16 protein-coding genes are annotated in these 18,300 nt (G+C 72.9%); 14 read left to right on the top strand and 2 right to left on the bottom strand.

From position 1 onward, the window contains the following. The first annotated feature begins 139 nt into the window (after nt 1-139). The 8 genes from EDD33_RS20115 to EDD33_RS14630 all read left to right on the top strand — a co-directional run bounded on the left by EDD33_RS20115 (nt 140) and on the right by EDD33_RS14630 (nt 9,951). Entirely contained in the window at nt 140-310 is a 171-nt protein-coding gene (locus EDD33_RS20115) for a hypothetical protein (protein ID WP_170169837.1), read from the top strand. Nucleotides 311-421: 111 nt separating this feature from the next. Continuing rightward, complete coding sequence (locus EDD33_RS14660) at nt 422-2,161, top strand: ABC transporter ATP-binding protein (RefSeq protein WP_123391707.1); 1,740 nt, start codon at nt 422-424, stop codon at nt 2,159-2,161. Further along, nucleotides 2,158-2,997, top strand: a complete 840-nt coding sequence (locus EDD33_RS14655) for a serine/threonine-protein kinase (protein ID WP_123391706.1) — start codon at nt 2,158-2,160, stop codon at nt 2,995-2,997. The genes EDD33_RS14660 and EDD33_RS14655 overlap by 4 nt, the downstream gene beginning before the upstream one ends. 167 nt (nt 2,998-3,164) lie before the next feature. After that, nucleotides 3,165-3,440, top strand: coding sequence for a 30S ribosomal protein S15 (gene rpsO / locus EDD33_RS14650; RefSeq protein WP_123391705.1), 276 nt, complete (start codon nt 3,165-3,167; stop codon nt 3,438-3,440). Nucleotides 3,441-3,695: 255 nt separating this feature from the next. Next, the gene (locus EDD33_RS14645; protein ID WP_123391704.1) at nt 3,696-5,930 is read left to right on the top strand and encodes a polyribonucleotide nucleotidyltransferase; all 2,235 of its coding nucleotides are present in this window, start codon (nt 3,696-3,698) and stop codon (nt 5,928-5,930) included. After that, complete coding sequence (locus tag EDD33_RS14640; protein WP_123391702.1) at nt 5,927-7,207, top strand: M16 family metallopeptidase; 1,281 nt, start codon at nt 5,927-5,929, stop codon at nt 7,205-7,207. Before EDD33_RS14645 ends, EDD33_RS14640 begins: the two co-directional genes overlap by 4 nt. Nucleotides 7,208-7,393: 186 nt before the next feature. Beyond that, complete coding sequence (gene dapB / locus EDD33_RS14635; protein WP_123391701.1) at nt 7,394-8,140, top strand: 4-hydroxy-tetrahydrodipicolinate reductase; 747 nt, start codon at nt 7,394-7,396, stop codon at nt 8,138-8,140. 182 nt (nt 8,141-8,322) lie between these two features. Further along, nucleotides 8,323-9,951: a M4 family metallopeptidase gene (locus EDD33_RS14630; RefSeq protein WP_123391700.1), complete on the top strand. Its 1,629-nt coding sequence runs from the start codon at nt 8,323-8,325 to the stop codon at nt 9,949-9,951. A 152-nt stretch (nt 9,952-10,103) separates the two neighbouring features. On the opposite strand, the gene EDD33_RS14625 is transcribed toward EDD33_RS14630, so the two are convergent. After that, the gene (locus EDD33_RS14625) at nt 10,104-10,649 is read right to left on the bottom strand and encodes a GNAT family N-acetyltransferase (RefSeq protein WP_246003530.1); all 546 of its coding nucleotides are present in this window, start codon (nt 10,647-10,649) and stop codon (nt 10,104-10,106) included. Between the two features lie 34 nt (nt 10,650-10,683). Here EDD33_RS14625 and EDD33_RS14620 point away from each other — a divergent pair, with 34 nt between their 5' ends. Genes EDD33_RS14620 through EDD33_RS14610 form a run of 3 tightly spaced genes read left to right on the top strand, consistent with a single transcriptional unit; the run spans nt 10,684 to nt 12,959 of the window. After that, on the top strand, nt 10,684-11,499 hold the full coding sequence (locus EDD33_RS14620) for a thymidylate synthase (RefSeq protein WP_123391698.1): 816 nt from the start codon (nt 10,684-10,686) through the stop codon (nt 11,497-11,499). Next, on the top strand, nt 11,499-11,996 hold the full coding sequence (locus EDD33_RS14615) for a dihydrofolate reductase (protein ID WP_123391696.1): 498 nt from the start codon (nt 11,499-11,501) through the stop codon (nt 11,994-11,996). Before EDD33_RS14620 ends, EDD33_RS14615 begins: the two co-directional genes overlap by 1 nt. Nucleotides 11,997-12,035: 39 nt before the next feature. Further along, nucleotides 12,036-12,959, top strand: a complete 924-nt coding sequence (locus EDD33_RS14610) for an LLM class F420-dependent oxidoreductase (RefSeq protein WP_123391695.1) — start codon at nt 12,036-12,038, stop codon at nt 12,957-12,959. Nucleotides 12,960-13,001: 42 nt separating this feature from the next. Here the strand turns inward: EDD33_RS14610 and EDD33_RS14605 are convergent, their stop codons facing one another. After that, nucleotides 13,002-13,496, bottom strand: a complete 495-nt coding sequence (locus tag EDD33_RS14605; RefSeq protein WP_211332559.1) for an NINE protein — start codon at nt 13,494-13,496, stop codon at nt 13,002-13,004. Between the two features lie 76 nt (nt 13,497-13,572). Here EDD33_RS14605 and dapA point away from each other — a divergent pair, with 76 nt between their 5' ends. The 3 genes from dapA to EDD33_RS14590 all read left to right on the top strand — a co-directional run bounded on the left by dapA (nt 13,573) and on the right by EDD33_RS14590 (nt 18,265). Then, complete coding sequence (dapA, locus tag EDD33_RS14600) at nt 13,573-14,463, top strand: 4-hydroxy-tetrahydrodipicolinate synthase (RefSeq protein ID WP_123391694.1); 891 nt, start codon at nt 13,573-13,575, stop codon at nt 14,461-14,463. Continuing rightward, entirely contained in the window at nt 14,460-16,151 is a 1,692-nt protein-coding gene (locus EDD33_RS14595) for a ribonuclease J (protein WP_123391693.1), read from the top strand. Before dapA ends, EDD33_RS14595 begins: the two co-directional genes overlap by 4 nt. A 164-nt stretch (nt 16,152-16,315) precedes the next feature. After that, on the top strand, nt 16,316-18,265 hold the full coding sequence (locus tag EDD33_RS14590; protein WP_123391692.1) for an ATP-binding protein: 1,950 nt from the start codon (nt 16,316-16,318) through the stop codon (nt 18,263-18,265). Nucleotides 18,266-18,300: the final 35 nt, after the last annotated feature.

Below are 18,300 nucleotides of genomic sequence, written 5' to 3'. Positions count from 1 at the left end.
CGACGCGGGCGTCGAGGAGCTGCGGAGCACCCGCTGACCCACGCGTGAGAGCCCTCTCACGCTGACCTCACCCGCACCTCACGCGCCACCGGGAGTGTCCTCCTCGTCAGGGAAGACCACCCCACAGGAAGGCACGACCATGGCACGCTCCACGATCCTCGCCTCGCTCCAGCCGGCCCGGATGGCGCGCTCGGCGCGCTCGGACAGCTCCGACGACCAGCGTCGCCGCCGGCGTCGTCGGCGCCGCCGGATCATGCGGCGCCGGCGGTTGCGTCGCCGTCGCGCGGCCCGCAGCCGCAGCACCGACTGACGGCACGGCACCACCGCAGGCACAGGTCCGGGCGGGTGGCTCGATCAGGGAGCCACCCGCCCGGACGGCCATTCGAGCACGCACCGGCAACCCACGGCGAGGACGCGAGAGATGACGACGAGGTGGCAGCGGGCCGGCGCCCTGCTCCGGCCCCAGCACGACGACGCCCCGGTGGTCGAGGAGGCCCCCGGGCTCACCCTCGCCCAGGTCGTACGCCGGTTCTGGCCCGACCTGCGGCCCTACTCCCGCCACCTGCTGCTCGGGCTGGCCCTGCTGGCCGCGGCGCCGGCGGTGGAGGTGGTCGAGATCCTGCTGTTTCAGCGGCTCGTCGACGACGTCCTGGTGCCCGCCTCCTTCGAGGCGCTGCCGCTGCTGGTCGCGTTCTACCTCGGCCTCAACCTGCTCAGCGCCGGCGTCTCCGGCGCCGACGACTACCTCTCCACCTGGATCACCCAGCACTTCCTGGTCCGGCTGCGCGGCCGCTCCTTCGCCCACGCGCTCGCGCTGCCGCTGCCCCGGCTGGCCCAGCGCCGCCTCGGCGACGTGCTGCAGCGCCTCAGCGGCGACATCGCGCAGGTCGAGACCTTCATGGTCGGGCAGCTCAGCGAGGTCGTCGGGACCGCGCTGCGGCTGCTTTTCTTCGTCGGCGCGCTGTTCTACCTGCAGTGGGAGCTCGCGCTGGCCTCGCTGGTCGTCGTGCCCGCCTTCTGGTGGGTCTCCTCGCGCTTCGCCCACCTCGTCAAGGACCTGAGCCGGGAGCGGCGCCGCCGGGGCGGGGCGCTCGGCTCGGTCACCGAGGAGAGCCTCGGGAGCGCGGCGCTCGTGCAGACCGCCGGCGCGGAGCGCGAGACCGAGGCGGCGTACGACCGGCAGAACCGCGCCATCATGGCCGCCGAGCTCGCCTCGAGCCGGGTGCGCGCCGTCTTCCTGCCCGTGGTCGACCTCGTCGAGCTGCTCGGCGTGCTGCTCGTGGTCGCCCTGGGCGTGTGGGCGCTGGACTCCGAGCGGCTGACGCTCGGCGGCCTGCTCGCCTTCCTCACCCTGCTGGTGCAGTGCTACCGGCCCGCCCGCGACCTCGGCGACCTGCTGCCGGAGATGTTCGCCGCCTCGGCCGGGGTCGAGCGCGTGGTCGAGCTGCTCGACGAGCCCGCGCCGCAGGACCGTCCCGGGGCGACCGCTCTCCCGCGCGGTCCCGGCGCGGTCAGCCTGCGGGGCGTCACCGTGGGCTACCCCGGGACCGGTCGCGACGTGCTCCGCGACCTCGACCTCGAGGTCGCCGCGGGCGAGCGCGTCGCGCTGGTGGGCCCGAGCGGTGTCGGCAAGTCGACGCTCGCCTACCTGCTCACCCGTCACCTCGAGCCCGGTGCGGGCAGGGTGCTGCTGGACGGGCACGACCTGGCCGAGCACACGCGGGAGTCGGTGCGGGCGTCGGTCTCGATCGTGCTCCAGGAGACGCTGCTGCTCGACGCCAGCGTCCACGACAACGTGGCCCTCGGCAGCCCCGGAGCCTCGCGGGCCGCGGTGCGCGACGCCGTGCGCCGGGCGGGGGCCGAGGAGTTCGTCGAGCGCCTCCCCGGGGCGTACGACGCCCGCGTCGGCCAGCGGGGCCGGCTGCTCTCCGGCGGCCAGCGGCAGCGGCTGTGCGTGGCCCGGGCGCTGCTCCGCGACGCCCCGGTGCTGGTGCTGGACGAGCCGACGACCGGCCTCGACGACGAGGCGGCCGCGCGGCTGCTCGGGCCGCTCTCGGCCGAGCGCGGCCGCACCGTGCTGGTGCTGACCCACGACCCGCGTGTCCTCGCCCACGTCGACCGCGTGATCGACCTCGCCTCGCTGCAGGCGGTGCCGGCGTGAGCGGCCGGCGGGCGGCGGTGGTCCCGGCGGGCACGGTGCCGCCGGGGGAGCAGGTGCTGCCGGGGCAGGTCGTGGTGGCGCTGCTCGCCCACGGCCGCCGCATGGACACCTACGACGCCCGCGACCTCGACCGCGGCTGCCGCAGCGTGGTCAAGGTGCTGCGCGCGGACCGGCGCCACGAGCCGCGGGTCGTCGCGGCGACCCGACGCGAGGGCGAGGTCCTCTCCTCGCTCGCCCACCCCCACCTCGTGCGGTGCTACGAGGTCCACGAGGAGCCCCCGGCGCTGGTCCTGGAGGTGCTCGGCGGCGCCACGCTGGCGGCGCTGGTCGAGGACGAGCCGCTCGGCCTCGCCGACACCGCCGGGCTGGGGCTGCAGCTGGTCTCGGTGCTGGGCTACCTGCACCGCCACGACTGGCTGCACCTCGACGTCAAGCCCGCCAACGTCGTGGTCGACGGGGGCCGGGCGACGCTCATCGACCTCAGCCTCGTCGGACGACCGGGGGAGGGACGACCGGGTGCCGGCACCCGCGGCTACCTCGCGCCCGAGCAGGCCCGTGGCACCGGCCTCGGTCCCGCCACCGACGTCTGGGGGCTGGCGGTGACCCTGGTCGAGGCCCTCACCTCGGACCTGCCCCACGGCGACGAGGCGACCTGGGACTCCCGGCGGCGGCTGCCGGTGCTGCACCGACGTGCCCCCCGGGCGCCGCGGCTGCCGGCCGGCCTGGTGCCCGCCGACGTGGGCGACCTGCTGCTCGCGTGCCTGCGCCCCGACCCGGCGGCGCGGCCCACCCTGTGCGACGTACGTCGTGTCCTGGAGGCCCACGCGCACGCGTGAGGCACGATTTCGGGTGCGGTGCCCTGCGCTGATAGCCTTGAGCAGTTGCCCAGGGCCGGTTCCCGGCCCGGGCGACACTGCCGTGCAACGGCCGCGGACCAGTAGTGCCCGGGTGAACAGGCCCCGGCGCGCCGCGCAACGAGACAAAGAGAGACGGGTAGTTCGTCGTGTCGATCGGTACAGACGCCGAGACCAAGAAGAAGATCATCGCCGAGTACGCCACCGTCGAGGGCGACACCGGTTCCCCCGAGGTGCAGATCGCGCTGCTGAGCCACCGCATCTCCCACCTCACCGACCACCTGAAGACCCACAAGCACGACCACCACAGCCGGCGTGGCCTGCTGCTGCTGGTCGGCCAGCGCCGTCGTCTCCTGAACTACCTGGAGAAGACCGAGATCGCGCGCTACCGCTCGATCGTGTCCCGCCTCGGCCTGCGACGCTGACACCCCGAACGGCTCACCCTCCCGGGTGGGCCGTTCGTGCTAGAACACAACTACATCCCTGATCCCCCCAGGAGTGGTCCGCGAGCCCTGCGGCCCGGTCCTCGGTAGTAGGGATTGGTGTCCTCGTCGGAGGACCGACGCCAGCAGGTCAGCACGTCCGTGACCAGCGGCACGCCTCCCGGACACCAGTCGCTTCGATCGAAGATCGGCCACGACGCGGCCTCGGATCGCTTCGCCAACGAAAGCGACGATCTTTTGACCGACACCACAGGAACCGACGTCTTCGCCGTCGAGACCGTCATCGACAACGGCCCCCACGGCCAGCGCACCGTCAAGTTCGAGACGGGGCTGCTCGCGCGCCAGGCCGCCGGCGCCGTCACGGCGTACCTCGACGACGACACGATGCTGCTCTCCGCGACCACCGCGGGCAAGCACCCCAAGGACCACTTCGACTTCTTCCCCCTGACGATCGACGTCGAGGAGCGGATGTACGCCGTGGGCCAGATCCCCGGCTCGTTCTTCCGCTCCGAGGGCCGGCCGGGCGAGGACGCGATCCTCACCTGCCGCCTCATCGACCGCCCGCTGCGGCCCACCTTCAAGAAGGGCCTGCGCAACGAGGTCCAGGTCGTCATCACCGTGATGGCGCTCGACCCCAACCAGCCCTACGACGTGCTCGCGATCAACGCGGCGTCGGCCTCCACCCAGCTCTCCGGCCTGCCGTTCTCCGGCCCGGTCGGCGGCACCCGCGTCGCCCTGATCGACGGCCAGTGGGTCGCGTTCCCCACCCACGCGCAGCTCGAGACCGCCGTGTTCGACATGGTCGTGGCCGGCCGCGTCACCGAGACCGGTGACGTCGCCATCATGATGGTCGAGGCCGAGGCCACCGAGACCACCTGGGAGCTCGTGCAGTCGGGCCAGCAGGCGCCCACCGAGGAGGTCGTGGCCCAGGGCCTCGACGCCGCGAAGCCCTTCATCAAGCAGCTGTGCGAGGCGCAGGCCGAGCTGGCCAAGCAGGCCGCCAAGCCCGTCCAGGAGTTCCCGATCTTCCTCGACTACGAGGACGACGTGTACGCCGCCGTCGAGTCGGCCGTCAAGGACGACACCGCCTCCGCGCTGACGATCGCCGGCAAGCAGGAGCGCGAGGAGCGCCTCGACGAGGTCAAGGCCTCGCTGCTGGAGCAGGTCGCCGGCCAGTTCGAGGGTCGCGAGAAGGAGGTCGGCGCCGCGTTCCGCTCGCTGACCAAGTCGCTGGTCCGCGAGCGCGTGCTGCGCGACAAGGTCCGCATGGACGGCCGTGGCCTCACCGACATCCGCACCCTCTCGGCCGAGGTCGAGGTGATCCCGCGGGTGCACGGCTCGGCGCTGTTCGAGCGTGGCGAGACCCAGATCCTGGGCGTCACCACGCTGAACATGCTCAAGATGGAGCAGCAGCTCGACACGCTGTCGCCGGAGAAGCACCGCCGCTACATGCACAAGTACGTCTTCCCGCCCTTCTCCACCGGTGAGACCGGTCGCGTGGGCTCGCCCAAGCGCCGCGAGGTCGGCCACGGTGCGCTCGCGCGTCGTGCGCTCCTGCCCGTGCTGCCCAGCCGCGAGGAGTTCCCCTACGCCATCCGCCAGCTCTCCGAGGCCATGGGCTCCAACGGCTCCACCTCGATGGGCTCGGTCTGCGCCTCGACCCTGTCGCTGCTGCAGGCCGGTGTGCCGCTGCGCGCCTCGGTCGCCGGCATCGCGATGGGCCTCATCTCCGGCCAGGTCGACGGCAAGGACGAGTTCGTCGCCCTCACCGACATCCTGGGCGCCGAGGACGCGTTCGGCGACATGGACTTCAAGGTCGCCGGCACCAAGGAGTTCGTCACCGCGCTGCAGCTCGACACCAAGCTCGACGGCATCCCCGCCGAGGTCCTGGCCGGTGCGCTCACCCAGGCCCGCGACGCCCGCCTGGCGATCCTCGAGGTGATGGCCGAGGCCATCGACGGTCCCGAGGAGATGTCGGTCCACGCGCCGCGCATCATCACCGTGCGGGTCCCCGTCGACAAGATCGGCGAGGTCATCGGCCCCAAGGGCAAGGTCATCAACCAGATCCAGGACGACACGGGCGCGACCCTGTCGATCGAGGACGACGGCACCGTCTACATCGGCGCCGTCAACGGTGAGGCCGCCGAGGCCGCGCGTGCCGCGGTCAACGCGATCGCCAACCCGACGATGCCCGAGGTCGGCGAGCGCTACCTCGGCACCGTCGTGAAGACGACCAACTTCGGCGCCTTCGTCTCGCTGCTGCCCGGCAAGGACGGCCTGCTGCACATCAGCAAGCTGCGTGCGCTGGCCGGCGGCAAGCGCGTGGACAACGTCGAGGACGTCGTCTCGGTCGGCCAGAAGCTCCAGGTCCAGATCTCCGAGATCGACGACCGCGGCAAGCTCTCCCTGGCCCCCGTGGTCGAGGACTCCGACGCGGCCGACGACGAGGGCTCGGAGCCCGAGACCGCGTGACGAACCCTGCTGCCACGCCGGCGGGCTCCTTGCCCGCCGGCGTGCGCCGCACGGTCGTGCCGGGCGGCCTGCGCGTGGTCACCGAGCACGTGCCGGGCGTCCGCTCGGCCGCGGTCGGCGTCTTCGTGCAGGTCGGCTCGCGCGACGAGGCGGCCGAGCTCAACGGCGCCTCGCACTTCCTGGAGCACCTGCTCTTCAAGGGCACCCCGACCCGGTCGGCGATGGACATCTCCACCGCCTTCGACGAGGTCGGCGGCGAGTTCAACGCCTACACCGCGCGTGAGTACACCTGCTACCACGCCCGCGTCCTCGACGAGGACCTCCCGATGGCGCTCGACGTGCTCGGCGACATGCTCACCTCCTCCCACGTCGCGGGCGAGGACGTCGAGGCCGAGCGTGAGGTCATCCTCGACGAGATCGCGATGCACGACGACGACCCCGACGACGTCGTTCACAACCTCTTCGCCGAGACCGCGTGGGCCGGCACCCCGCTCGCGCTGCCCATCGCCGGCACCGCCGAGTCGATCCGGGCCCTGACCCGCGACCAGGTCGAGGGTTACTACCGCACCCACTACGTCGCCGCCTCGACGGTGGTCGCCGTGGCCGGCAACGTCGACCACGACGACGTCGTGCGTCGCGTCACCGCCGCGTTCGCGGGTCGCGGCTTCCTCGGCACCGACGCGTCCCCGCGTGGGCCCCGCATCGCCGAGGCGCCCCGCGACTTCCGCGTCGGGGAGGTCTTCGCGACCCGTCCCTTCGAGCAGGTCAACCTCGTGCTCGGCGTGCAGGGCATGACCCGGTCCGACCCCCGGCGGCTCACCCTCAATGTGCTCAACGCCGGCCTCGGCGGCGGCTCCAGCTCGCGGCTGTTCCAGGAGGTGCGCGAGAAGCGCGGCCTGGCCTACTCCGTCTACTCCTTCGGCCTGGGCTACTCCGACGCCGGCATGGTCGGCGTCGCCGCCGGCTCGCTCCCCGGCAAGGCCGACGAGCTGCTGCGCGTCGTGCGCGAGCAGGTGGCGCTGGTGGCCCGGCACGGCCTCGACGACGACGAGGTCGAGCGTGGCAAGGGCCAGGCCCGTGGCGGCCTGGTGCTCTCGCTGGAGGACACCGGTTCCCGGATGACCCGCCTCGGCGAGGCCGAGCTGTTCCAGCGCCGCCTCCGCTCCGTCGACGAGGTCCTCACCCGCATCGAGGCGATCACCCCCACCGACGTACGCACCCTCGCGGCCGAGGTGTTCTCCCGCCCGCAGACGCTCGCGACGGTGGGGCCGGCCTGAGGGGCAGTTTCACCGGCTAGCCGGTGAAACTGCCCGTGGGAACGGGCATAACGGTCAGGCGCGGGCAGTTTCGGCGCCGGAGCCGCCCGATTCATCCCTCTGTCGTACGCCGCGGCGCAGCCGGCGCCCGCACGGCACCGCGCCGCACTGCACGTCGAACCGCCGCGGGTCGATAGCCTCGCCTGCGTGACGACGAAGGTGGGCGTGCTGGGCGCGCTGGGCAAGGTCGGTCGTGAGGTCTGTGCGGCCGTCGAGGCGGCCGAGGACCTCGAGCTGGTCGCGCGGGTCGATGCCGGGGACGACCTCGCGACGCTGACCGAGGCGGGCGCCGAGGCGGTGGTCGACTTCACCCACCCCGACGTGGTGATGGACAACCTGCGGTTCTGCGTGGAGCACGACATCCACGCCGTGGTCGGCACCACCGGGTTCGACGACGACCGGCTGGCCACGCTCGGCGGGTGGCTCGAGCAGCACCCGGCCACGGGCGTGCTGATCGCCCCCAACTTCTCGGTCGGGGCGGTGCTGATGATGCGCTTCGCCGCGGAGGCGGCGCGGTTCTACGAGTCGGTCGAGATCGTCGAGCTGCACCACCCGGACAAGGCCGACGCGCCGTCGGGCACCGCACGTCGTACGGCGCAGCTGGTGGCCGCCGCCCGCGCCGAGGCCGGTCTCGGCGCCCCGCCGGACGCCACCAGCACCGCGCTCGACGGGGCGCGGGGAGCCGACGTCGACGGGATCCGCGTCCACGGGCTCCGGATCCGCGGGATGGTCGCCCACCAGGAGGTGGTGCTCGGCGGGCTGGGGGAGACCCTGACCATCCGGCACGACTCGATGGACCGTGCCTCGTTCACCCCCGGCGTGCTGCTCGGGCTGCGGCGGGTCGCCGACCACCCCGGCCTCACCGTGGGCCTGGAAGCCTTCCTCGACGCCTGAGGACGCCGGCACACGCCGGCACGCATCGGCACGCGTCGGGGACGCGCAACTCTGCACGAACGTGCAACGCACCATCGTGCACCCGCCAGCCCGGTGCCAGGAGGCCGCTCCACGGGCACGCTGGAGGAGCCCCCGGGAAGCCCTCCCGGATCTCTTCCTCCTCCTGCGAATCGAGCAGCTGCATGCGTCCCACCACCGCCTTCCTCAGCGCTGCCGCTGTGGCCCTGGCCTCGGCCGCGGCCGCGGGTGCCCAGGTCGCGCCGGCCACCGCCGCCTCCGGCCCCTCGGTCACCGCCGACCCGTCCGGCGCCCGCGTCGACCGGGCCCGGGCCGCCGTCGAGGCCCACCCCGGCGCGACCCGCTACGCCGCGTCGCAGCAGCTCGAGGCGGTCGACACCGTGGTCGACGCGGACGGCACCAGCCACGTCCGGTTCCAGCGCAGCTACCGCGGCCTCCCGGTCGTCGGCGGCGACCTCGTCGTCCACCAGGGCCCCTCCGGCGGCTGGAAGGGCGCGAGCCAGACCCTCGCCGACGACCTGACCCTCGCGGTCACCCCGGCCGTCGGCAAGGCCGCCGCCGGTGCGAAGGCGCTGGCCCCCAGCAAGGTCACCCGCGCCATCGCCGGCGAGGAGCTCGAGGGCAGCTCGCTGGTGGTCGACGCCCGCGGCGCGCAGCCGCGCCTGGCCTGGAAGGTCATGAGCGGCGGCACCCAGGCCGACCAGACGCCCAGCCGCCTCGCGACGTACGTCGACGCGAAGACCGGTCAGGTCATCCGCACCGAGCAGGAGATCGTCAACGTCGACGGCTCCGGCCAGACGCTCTACAGCGGCAGCGTCCCGTTGAGCGTCACCCCGTCGGGGTCGTCCTACCAGCTCAAGAACGCCGGCGTCCGTGGCGGCACCTACACCACCGACATGAAGAACAAGCAGGACTCCTACATCTGCCAGGTCACCGGCAGCGGCTGCTCCAACGGCACGCTGGTCACCTCCTCGACCACGACGTTCGGCAACGGCACCAACGCCAACCGGGCGAGCGCCGCCGCCGACGCGCAGTACGGCAGCAACGAGACCTGGGACTACTTCGCGCAGGTCCACGGCCGCAACGGCATCTTCGGCAACGGCACCGGCTCGCTCAACCGCGTCCACTACGGCAACAGGTACGTCAACGCCTTCTGGGACGGCTCCAAGATGACGTACGGCGACGGCGACGGCACCAGCTTCGGCCCGCTCGTCTCCCTCGACGTGGCCGGCCACGAGATGAGCCACGGCGTCACCGAGAACACCGCCGACCTCACCTACTCCGGCGAGTCCGGCGGCCTCAACGAGGCCACCTCGGACATCTTCGGCACCCTGGTGGAGTTCTACGCCGCCAACGCCAGCGACCCGGCCGACTACTACATCGGCGAGGAGTTCGACCTCGCCAAGGGCGTCGGCTTCCGCCGGATGGACAATCCCTCCTCGGACGGCAGCTCGCTGAACTGCTACTCCTCGACCGCCGGCACCGCCGACGTGCACTACTCCTCGGGCATCGGCAACCACTTCTTCTACCTGCTCGCCGAGGGCTCCGGCTCGAAGACCATCGGCGGCAAGCCCCACGCGTCGACGACCTGCAACGGCTCGTCGGTGACGGGGATCGGTCGCGACGCAGCGGGCAAGATCTGGTTCCGCGCGCTGTCGGTCTACATGACCTCCGGCACGAACTACGCCGGGGCCCGCACCGCCACGCTGAACGCCGCCCGTGACCTGTACGGCGCGTCCAGCACCCAGTTCACCACGGTGGCCGCCGCCTGGAGCGCGGTCAACGTGTCCTGACCTTCCTCCCCCCTGGAAGGTCAGGATTCCCCCGGACGGGGGGCCCGTGTTGGGCACACGTGGCCCCCCGTCCACCCTCCCGACCGCCGGTGCGTGTCCGGGCCCCTCTCGGGTGGCTCGGAACCCCGGCGGTCAGGTGCGTCCGGGGGCTCTCAGTCGGAGAACGACGTGTGCAGCCGGACCTGCTGCAGCGTCACGGCGCCGTCGCCGAGCAGGTCCAGCGTGCGGTGCGCCCCGTCGGGTCCCCACCCGGCCTCGGTGAGGAAGGCCCGCAGCGCGTCGTCGCGCGCCGGCAGCCAGGTCACCGCCCGCGTGAAGCGGTCGGCCACCAGCGTGTCGGCGGCGGCCTGGAGCAGCCGCGAGCCGTGGCCCGCGCCGCGCACGTGCGGGTCGACGGTGAGGTCGGTCAGCTCGCCCGTCGCGACCGGGTCGCGGTCGGGGTCGGCCGTCGGGCCGGTGAGCACGAACCCCGTCACGGTGTTGCGCTCCAGCGCCACCAGGGTGCGCTGCCGGGCGTCGGCGGGCCGGGCCAGCGCGTCGCGCCAGCCGGCGGCGAGCTGCTCGGGGTCGAGGGCCGCCAGCACCTCCTCGGGCAGCAGCTCGGCGTACGACGTCCGCCACGCGCGGACCTGGACGGCCGCGATCGCGGGGGCGTCGTCGGCCCAGGCGACACGGGCTGAGACGTCGGCACTGCTCACCGGGCCATCCTGGCACCGACGGTAGGTTGACCCCATGCAGGCCTACCTCGACCTCCTCCGCCGCGTGCTGGAGGACGGCGTCGAGAAGTCCGACCGCACCGGCACCGGCACCCGCAGCGTCTTCGGCCACCAGCTCCGCCTCGACCTCGCCGCCGGCTTCCCGCTGGTCACCACCAAGAAGGTCCACACCCGCTCGGTGTTCGGCGAGCTGCTGTGGTTCCTGCGGGGCGACACCAACGTGAAGTGGCTCCAGGACCGTGGCATCTCGATCTGGGACGAGTGGGCCGACGCCGACGGCGACCTGGGCCCGGTCTACGGCTACCAGTGGCGCTCGTGGCCGACCCCCGACGGCCGCCACGTCGACCAGGTCGCGCAGGTGGTCGAGCAGCTGCGCCGCGACCCCGACTCGCGGCGCCACCTCGTCTCGGCGTGGAACGTCGCAGACATCCCCGACATGGCGCTGGCGCCGTGCCACGCGCTCTTCCAGTTCTACGTCGCCCCGCCGGCGGCGCCGGGGGAGCGGGGCCGGCTGTCGTGCCAGCTCTACCAGCGCTCCGCCGACGTCTTCCTCGGCGTGCCGTTCAACATCGCCTCCTACGCGCTGCTGACCCACATGGTCGCCCAGGTCGTCGACCTCGAGGTGGGCGACTTCGTGCACACCTTCGGCGACGCCCACCTCTACCTCAACCACCTCGAGCAGGCCGAGCTCCAGCTCACCCGCGACCCGCGGCCGCTGCCGACGCTCCACCTCGACCCCCGCGTGCGCGAGCTCGACGCCTTCGACCTCGAGCACGTCCGCCTCGAGGGCTACGACCCCCACCCGGGCATCCGCGCCCCCATCGCGGTCTGATGGGTGAGCGGCCGGTGACCCGGGTCGTGCTGGTGGCCGCGCGCGCCCGCAACGGTGTCATCGGCGCGACGGGCGGCATCCCGTGGCGGATCCCGGCCGACTTCGCCCACTTCAGGCGCACCACCGTGGGCCACCCGCTGGTCCTCGGCCGCGCCACCTTCGAGGGCATCGGCCGCCCGCTGCCCGACCGGCAGAGCATCGTGGTCACCAGCGACCGGGGCTGGGCCCACGAGGGCGTGCTCGTCGCGCGGTCCTTCGAGGAGGCGTTGGAGGTCGGGGCCGGCCTGGACGAGGTCGTCAACGTCGGCGGCGGCGGTCGGTTGTACGCCGAGGCCATCAGGTTCGCGACCGAGCAGGTCCTCACCGAGGTCGACCTCGCCCCCGAGGGCGACACCCACTACCCCGACTTCGACGAGGGCGACTGGGCCGAGACGCGCCGCGAGGAGCACCTCGACGACGACCCGGCCTGGACGATCCGCTGGCTCGAGCGCCGCTAGGCCCGACCGCTCCGGCCGCCCGCCACCTACGGTGGCGCCATGGACCTGCGCATCTTCGTCGAGCCCCAGCAGGGCGCCACCTACGACCAGCAGCTCCGGGTCGCCCGGGCCGCGGAGTCGCTCGGCTTCGGGGCGTTCTTCCGCTCCGACCACTACCTCGCCATGGGCGGCGACGGGCTGCCCGGTCCGACCGACGCGTGGGTGACGCTCGCCGGCCTGGCGCGGGAGACGACCACGATCCGGCTCGGCACCCTGGTCAGCTCGGCGACCTTCCGGCTGCCCGGCCCGCTGGCGATCACCGTGGCCCAGGTCGACCAGATGTCGGGCGGCCGCGTCGAGCTGGGGCTGGGCGCGGGCTGGTTCGAGGCCGAGCACGCGGCGTACGGCATCGGGTTCCCGGCCGTGGGCGAGCGGTTCGACCGCCTCGAGGAGCAGCTGGCGGTGGTCACCGGGCTGTGGGCGACGCCCGAGGGGGAGTCGTTCGACCACCCGGGGCCGCACTACCCGGTCACCGGCTCGCCCGCGCTGCCCAAGCCGGTGCAGCGCCCGGGACCGCCGATCGTGGTCGGCGGCACCGGCAAGCGCCGCACCCCGGCCCTGGCGGCGCGGTACGCCGCGGAGTTCAACCTGCCGTTCGCACCGCCGGACGTGACGCGCACCCAGGTCGGGCGGGTCCGCGACGCCTGCGCGGAGATCGGCCGCGACGCGGACGAGCTCACCTGGTCGGTGGCCCTCACGGTCGCCGCGGGCCGTGACGACGCCGAGGTGGACCGTCGCGCCCGGGCCGCGGGCCGGGCGCCCGAGGAGCTGCGCCGCAACGGCCTCACGGGCACGCCCCAGGAGATCGGCGAGCAGCTGGGCCGCTACGCCGAGCTGGGCGTCACCCGCGCCTACCTGCAGGTGCTCGACCTGGACGACCTGGACCACCTCGAGCTCCTGGGGGAGCTGGTCGGCAGGGACTGAGATCTCCGTGCGGACCCGGGGTGCCCGCGGGGCCCCGGGCCGCTAGGCCAAGGGGCGGCCGTCGGCGTCGGGGACCTTGCGCAGCAGGATCAGGATGAAGTCGATCAGCGACCAGATGCCGCAGCCGCCGAGCGTCAGCAGCTTGAGGATGCCGAGGCCGGTCTGGCCGAGGTAGAACCGGTCGACGCCGAAGCCGCCGAGGAAGGCCGAGAGCAGCGTGGCGGTGAGCCACTCGCGGTGGCTGAACAGCCCCGGCAGCTGCTTGGCCGGGAACCAGCCGCCCTGGGTGGACTCCCGCAGGGTCGCGTCGCCCTTGAGCTGGCCGGCCAGCGCCATCTGCTGCAGCTGCTGGAAGCCGTAGGGGCCGTACTCCTGGCCGAGGTGGGCCAGCATGAAGCTGCCCTGGGTCGGGGCGGGGACCCCGGGCTGGCCGTAGCCCTGGTCGTAGCCGCCCTGGCCGCCGCCGTAGCCGCTGCCTGCCTGGCCGCCTCCGGCGTGGGGGTCGTACGACGGGTCGGGCTGGTCGCTCTGCGTCATGCGGCACAAGATACGCGCCACGGCTGCCGTGCGCCTGCGACTCGCGACGGTCCGCGTCCCGGATAACGTAGGGCCCATGAGCCTGCCTGCCGCGCCCTTCGGCCGCGTGCTGACCGCGATGGTCACGCCCTTCACCGCCGACGGTGCCGTCGACCTCGACGGGGTCGCCGCGGTGGCCTCGCACCTGCTCGACCACGGCAACGACGGCGTCGTCGTCAGCGGCACCACCGGTGAGTCGCCCACGACCACCGTCCCCGAGGACACCGAGATCCTCCGCGCCGTCAAGGACGCCGTGGGCGACCGCGGCACGGTCGTGGCCGGGGTCGGCACCAACGCCACCGCCCACTCCGTGGAGCTCGCCGTGCAGGCCGAGAAGGTCGGCGTCGACGCCGTGCTCCTGGTGGCGCCCTACTACAACAAGCCCGGCCCGGCCGGCATGCTGCACCACTTCACCGAGGTGGCTCGCGCCACCAGCCTGCCGGTGATGCTCTACGACGTGCCCGGTCGCACCGGCCAGGCGATCGCGCCCTCGACCTACGAGGCCGCCCGCCGGCTCGAGAACGTCACCTCGGTCAAGAGCGCCACGGGCAACCCGCTCGACGCGGTCGCGCTGCGGCAGCTCGGCTACGACGTCTACGCCGGCGACGACAGCCTGCTGCTGGGCTACCTCGCCCACGGCGCCTGCGGCGTGGTCTCGGTGGCCGGCCACGTGGTCGGCGAGCAGCTGCGCCGCGTGGTGGAGCAGTTCGGCTCCGACCCGGCGGGCGCGCTCGACACGTTCACCACGCTGCTGCCGGTGTTCGACGCCGTCATGGGCGTGCCCAACTACGGCGCGACGACCGCCAAGGCGGCCCTCGAGCTGCTCGGCGTCCTCGACGGACGCCACGTGCGGGGCCCCCTGGTGCCGCTCGACGACGACGAGGTCGCGGCCCTGCGGGCCGTGATCCAGAAGGCAGGACTCCTGTGAGCCACCCCCACCCCGAGCTGTCCGCCCCGCCGCCGCTGCCGAAGGGCGGGCTGCGCGTCGTCCCCCTCGGCGGGCTCGGCGAGGTCGGTCGCAACATGACCGTCTTCGAGTACGACGGCCGGCTGCTGATCGTCGACTGCGGGGTCCTCTTCCCCGAGGAGAACCACCCCGGCGTCGACCTGATCCTCCCCGACTTCGACTACATCCGGGACCGGCTCGACACCGTCGAGGCGCTGGTCCTGACCCACGGCCACGAGGACCACATCGGCGCCGTGCCCTACCTGCTCCGCGAGCGCGAGGACATCCCGTTGGTGGGGTCCAACCTGACCCTGGCCCTGCTCGGCTCCAAGCTGCGCGAGCACCGGCTGCGCAACACCGTCAAGGCGATCGTGGCCGAGGGCGAGACGATCAGCTTCGGCCCCTTCGACCTCGAGTTCGTCGCGGTCAACCACTCCATCCCCGACGCGCTCGCCGTGGCGATCCGCACGCCGGCCGGCATGGTGCTGCACACCGGCGACTTCAAGATGGACCAGCTGCCGCTCGACGGCCGGATCACCGACCTGCGCGCCTTCGCCCGGCTGGGGGAGGAGGGCGTCGACCTGTTCCTCACCGACTCCACCAACGCCGAGGTCCCCGGCTTCACCACCACCGAGTCCGACATCGCGCCGGTCCTCGACGGCGTCTTCCGCACCAGCAAGCAGCGCATCATCGTGGCCTGCTTCGCCTCCCACGTGCACCGGGTGCAGCAGGTCATGGACGCCGCCGCCGCCCACGGTCGCAAGGTGGCCTACGTCGGTCGCTCGATGGTCCGCAACATGGGGATCGCCCGCGACATGGGCTACCTGACGGTGCCGCCCGACCTGCTGGTCGACGCCAAGGCCCTGGCCGACATGCCGCCGGAGAAGGTCGTGCTCATCTCGACCGGCTCCCAGGGCGAGCCGCTGTCGGCGCTGAGCCGGATCGCCCAGAACAGCCACCACTTCGTCCACCTGGTGCAGGGCGACACGGTCGTGCTCGCCTCCTCGCTGATCCCGGGCAACGAGAACGCCGTCTACCGCGTCATCAACGGCCTCGCCCGCGGCGGCGCCCACGTGGTCCACAAGGGCAACGCGCTGGTCCACGTCAGCGGCCACGCGAGCGCGGGCGAGCTGCTCTACTGCTACAACATCGTCAAGCCCCGCAACGTGCTCCCGGTCCACGGCGAGATCCGGCACATGCTGGCCAACGCCGCCCTGGCCCGTCGCACGGGCGTGCCGGCCGACCGGGTCGTGATCGCCGAGGACGGCGTCGTGGTCGACCTCGTCGACGGGCGCGCCAAGGTCACCGGCAAGGTCGACTGCGGCTACGTCTTCGTCGACGGTAGCTCGGTGGGCGACATCACCGAGAGCGACCTCAAGGACCGCCGGATCCTGGGCGACGAGGGGTTCATCTCGGTGATCGTGGTCGTCGACTCCCAGACCGGCAAGGTGGTCAGCGGGCCCGAGATCCACGCCCGCGGCTTCGCCGAGGACGACGCCACGTTCGCCTCCATCACCGGCCCGATCGTCGACGCCATCGACCGGGCGGTCTCCGAGGGCACGACCGACACCTACCAGCTGCAGCAGACCATCCGCCGGGTGGTCGGACGCTGGGTCAGCGGCACCCACCGCCGCCGGCCGATGATCGTCCCGGTGGTCCTGGAGGCCTGACCCGCGACCGACCTGCGGGAATGGCCCCCCAGTGCCATGCACGACGGGGGGCCCGGCGCGTACCGTCGGGTAGGAGGATCAGCAGTCAAACCGGACAATGCCACCTAGACTGGTCCTACAGGTCGCCCTCGTCCTGCCGTCGAGATGGGTAGGGGAAACACCCGATGCACCTCACAGAGTCCCCTCGGGCCGAGGGGATCCGTCGTCTGTACGAGCTGATGCTGCGCGTCAACAGCTCGACGGACCTCTCCGAGGTGCTCGACGAGATCGCCCGCGGTGTCGTCGAGGTCCTCGGCTACGGCATCGCCGCCATCGCCCGGCTCGAGGGCGAGACGTTCGTGATGACCACCGTCGCGGGCCCGGTCGAGGTCCAGGAGCAGATCATCGGCCGTCGTACGCCGGTGGCCTCGATCTTCAACGAGTTCGCCCAGGCCGACGAGTGGGGCGTGCTGCGCTTCGTGCCGCACGACCGGATGCCCGACGCCCTCGAGGAGTCCGCCTGGGTGCCGGAGTTCGAGCCCGACGCCCGCCCCGACGCGTGGCACCCGCTCGACGCGCTCTACGCGCCGCTCTACTCCGCGACCGGTCAGCTGCTCGGCAACATGTCGGTCGACCTGCCGCCGGGCAACCGCATCCCCAACCGCGAGGAGCGCGAGCTGCTCGAGATGTTCGTGGTGCAGGCGGGCCTGGCGATGTACAACGCCCAGCAGCGCGAGCGGCTCAGCGACCAGGTGCGGATGGGCGAGATGCTGCGCGCCGTCTCCTCGGCCGGCCAGCTCGCCGAGCTCGACGTCTCGCTGCGCGAGGCCGCGCAGGCGGTGGCCCGGGGGCTGCGCACCGAGCACCTGTGGATCCGCTGCTTCCCCAACGGTGACCTCGGCCAGCTCGAGCAGTCCGCGGCGTACCCGCCCGACGAGCGCGAGCAGGCCGCCGACCTGGTGCAGGTCAAGGCGCAGCTGGCCTCGCGGGCCGCGCGCCTGGGTCGGCCGGTGGTGGTGACCGCGCGGACGTCGTACGAGCTGGCCACGCACCTGGACCCCGACCAGCAGCAGCACGTGCTCGGGCTGCTCGACGAGAACCCCGACAAGAGCCTGATGTTCGCCCCGGTCGGGCTGGGTCGCGAGCTGCTCGGCTACGTGCTGCTCGCCCGCGACGACGGCGCGCCCTGGAGCGACGACGAGCAGGACGCCGTGATGGAGGTCGGCCGGACCCTCGGCCGGGTCGTGCTCAACGCCCGGCTCTACGACCGCGAGCGCCACCTGGTGGGGGAGCTGCAGGAGCTCGACCGCTACAAGGGCGAGCTGATCGCGACCATCTCCCACGAGCTCAAGACGCCGCTGACCTCGATCATCGGCCACATCGAGCTGCTCGAGGACCTCGACACCGGCATCTCCTCGGTCGACGCGATCTCGCGCAACGCCGACCGGCTCAACCGGCTGGTGCAGAACCTCCTGAACTACTCCCAGGTCCAGGACAAGCGCGAGCGGGTGCGGGTGCCGGTCGACCTGCGCGCGCTGGCGGCCCAGAGCATCGACCTGATGGCGATGCCGGCCGAGCAGGGCTCGGTGACGATCGGGGTCTCGGTGCCCGACGCCGAGGTCCTGGTCACCTGCGACCCCGACGAGCTCGGCAAGGTCGTGGACAACCTGGTCAGCAACGCCGTGAAGTACACCCTGCCCGGCGGTGCGGTCGAGGTCTCGGTCGGCCAGGACGGGCCGCTGGCCTTCGTCGAGGTCGTCGACACCGGCCTCGGCATCTCCGCCGCCGACCAGGTGCAGCTGTTCTCGGCCTTCCACCGCTCCTCCAACCCCGAGGCGCTGTCGATCCCCGGCACCGGCCTGGGTCTGGCGATCTCGCGCCGCATCGCGCAGATGCACGGCGGCGAGATCCTGGTCTCCTCCGAGCTCGGCCGCGGCAGCAGCTTCCGGCTGCGGCTGCCGGTGCGCGCCCAGGACGACCAGCAGCCGACCGGTGCCATCGGCGGCGGACCCACCGGCGCCCCCACCCGCGTCCCCCCCGGCGTCCCCACCGGGGCCCCCGAGGGGTCCGCGGCCCCGTTCCCGCCCGAGGCGATGGCGCACCCCGGCGGCACGGCGCGGTCGCAGGCCTCCTGACCGTCCGGCGTGTGACGCGCGGGACGGGAGTGGTG

Origin of the sequence: Nocardioides aurantiacus, assembly GCF_003752505.1 — a bacterium.
In the GTDB taxonomy this organism is placed as follows: Bacteria; Actinomycetota; Actinomycetes; order Propionibacteriales; family Nocardioidaceae; genus Marmoricola; species Marmoricola aurantiacus.
The sequence above is the reverse complement of the archived record's forward strand: the minus strand, read 5'-3'. Positions and strand labels throughout refer to the sequence as shown.

Bases quoted from the DNA above. Each gene is read 5' to 3' on its own strand.
- EDD33_RS20115 (WP_170169837.1), top strand. From the start codon at position 140: ATGGCACGCTCCACGATCCTCGCCTCGCTCCAGCCGGCCCGGATGGCG.
- EDD33_RS14660 (WP_123391707.1), top strand. From the start codon at position 422: ATGACGACGAGGTGGCAGCGGGCCGGCGCCCTGCTCCGGCCCCAGCAC.
- EDD33_RS14630 (WP_123391700.1), top strand. From the start codon at position 8,323: ATGCGTCCCACCACCGCCTTCCTCAGCGCTGCCGCTGTGGCCCTGGCC.
- EDD33_RS14620 (WP_123391698.1), top strand. From the start codon at position 10,684: ATGCAGGCCTACCTCGACCTCCTCCGCCGCGTGCTGGAGGACGGCGTC.
- EDD33_RS14615 (WP_123391696.1), top strand. From the start codon at position 11,499: ATGGGTGAGCGGCCGGTGACCCGGGTCGTGCTGGTGGCCGCGCGCGCC.
- EDD33_RS14610 (WP_123391695.1), top strand. From the start codon at position 12,036: ATGGACCTGCGCATCTTCGTCGAGCCCCAGCAGGGCGCCACCTACGAC.
- EDD33_RS14605 (WP_211332559.1), bottom strand. From the start codon at position 13,496: ATGACGCAGAGCGACCAGCCCGACCCGTCGTACGACCCCCACGCCGGA.
- dapA (WP_123391694.1), top strand. From the start codon at position 13,573: ATGAGCCTGCCTGCCGCGCCCTTCGGCCGCGTGCTGACCGCGATGGTC.
- EDD33_RS14590 (WP_123391692.1), top strand. From the start codon at position 16,316: ATGCACCTCACAGAGTCCCCTCGGGCCGAGGGGATCCGTCGTCTGTAC.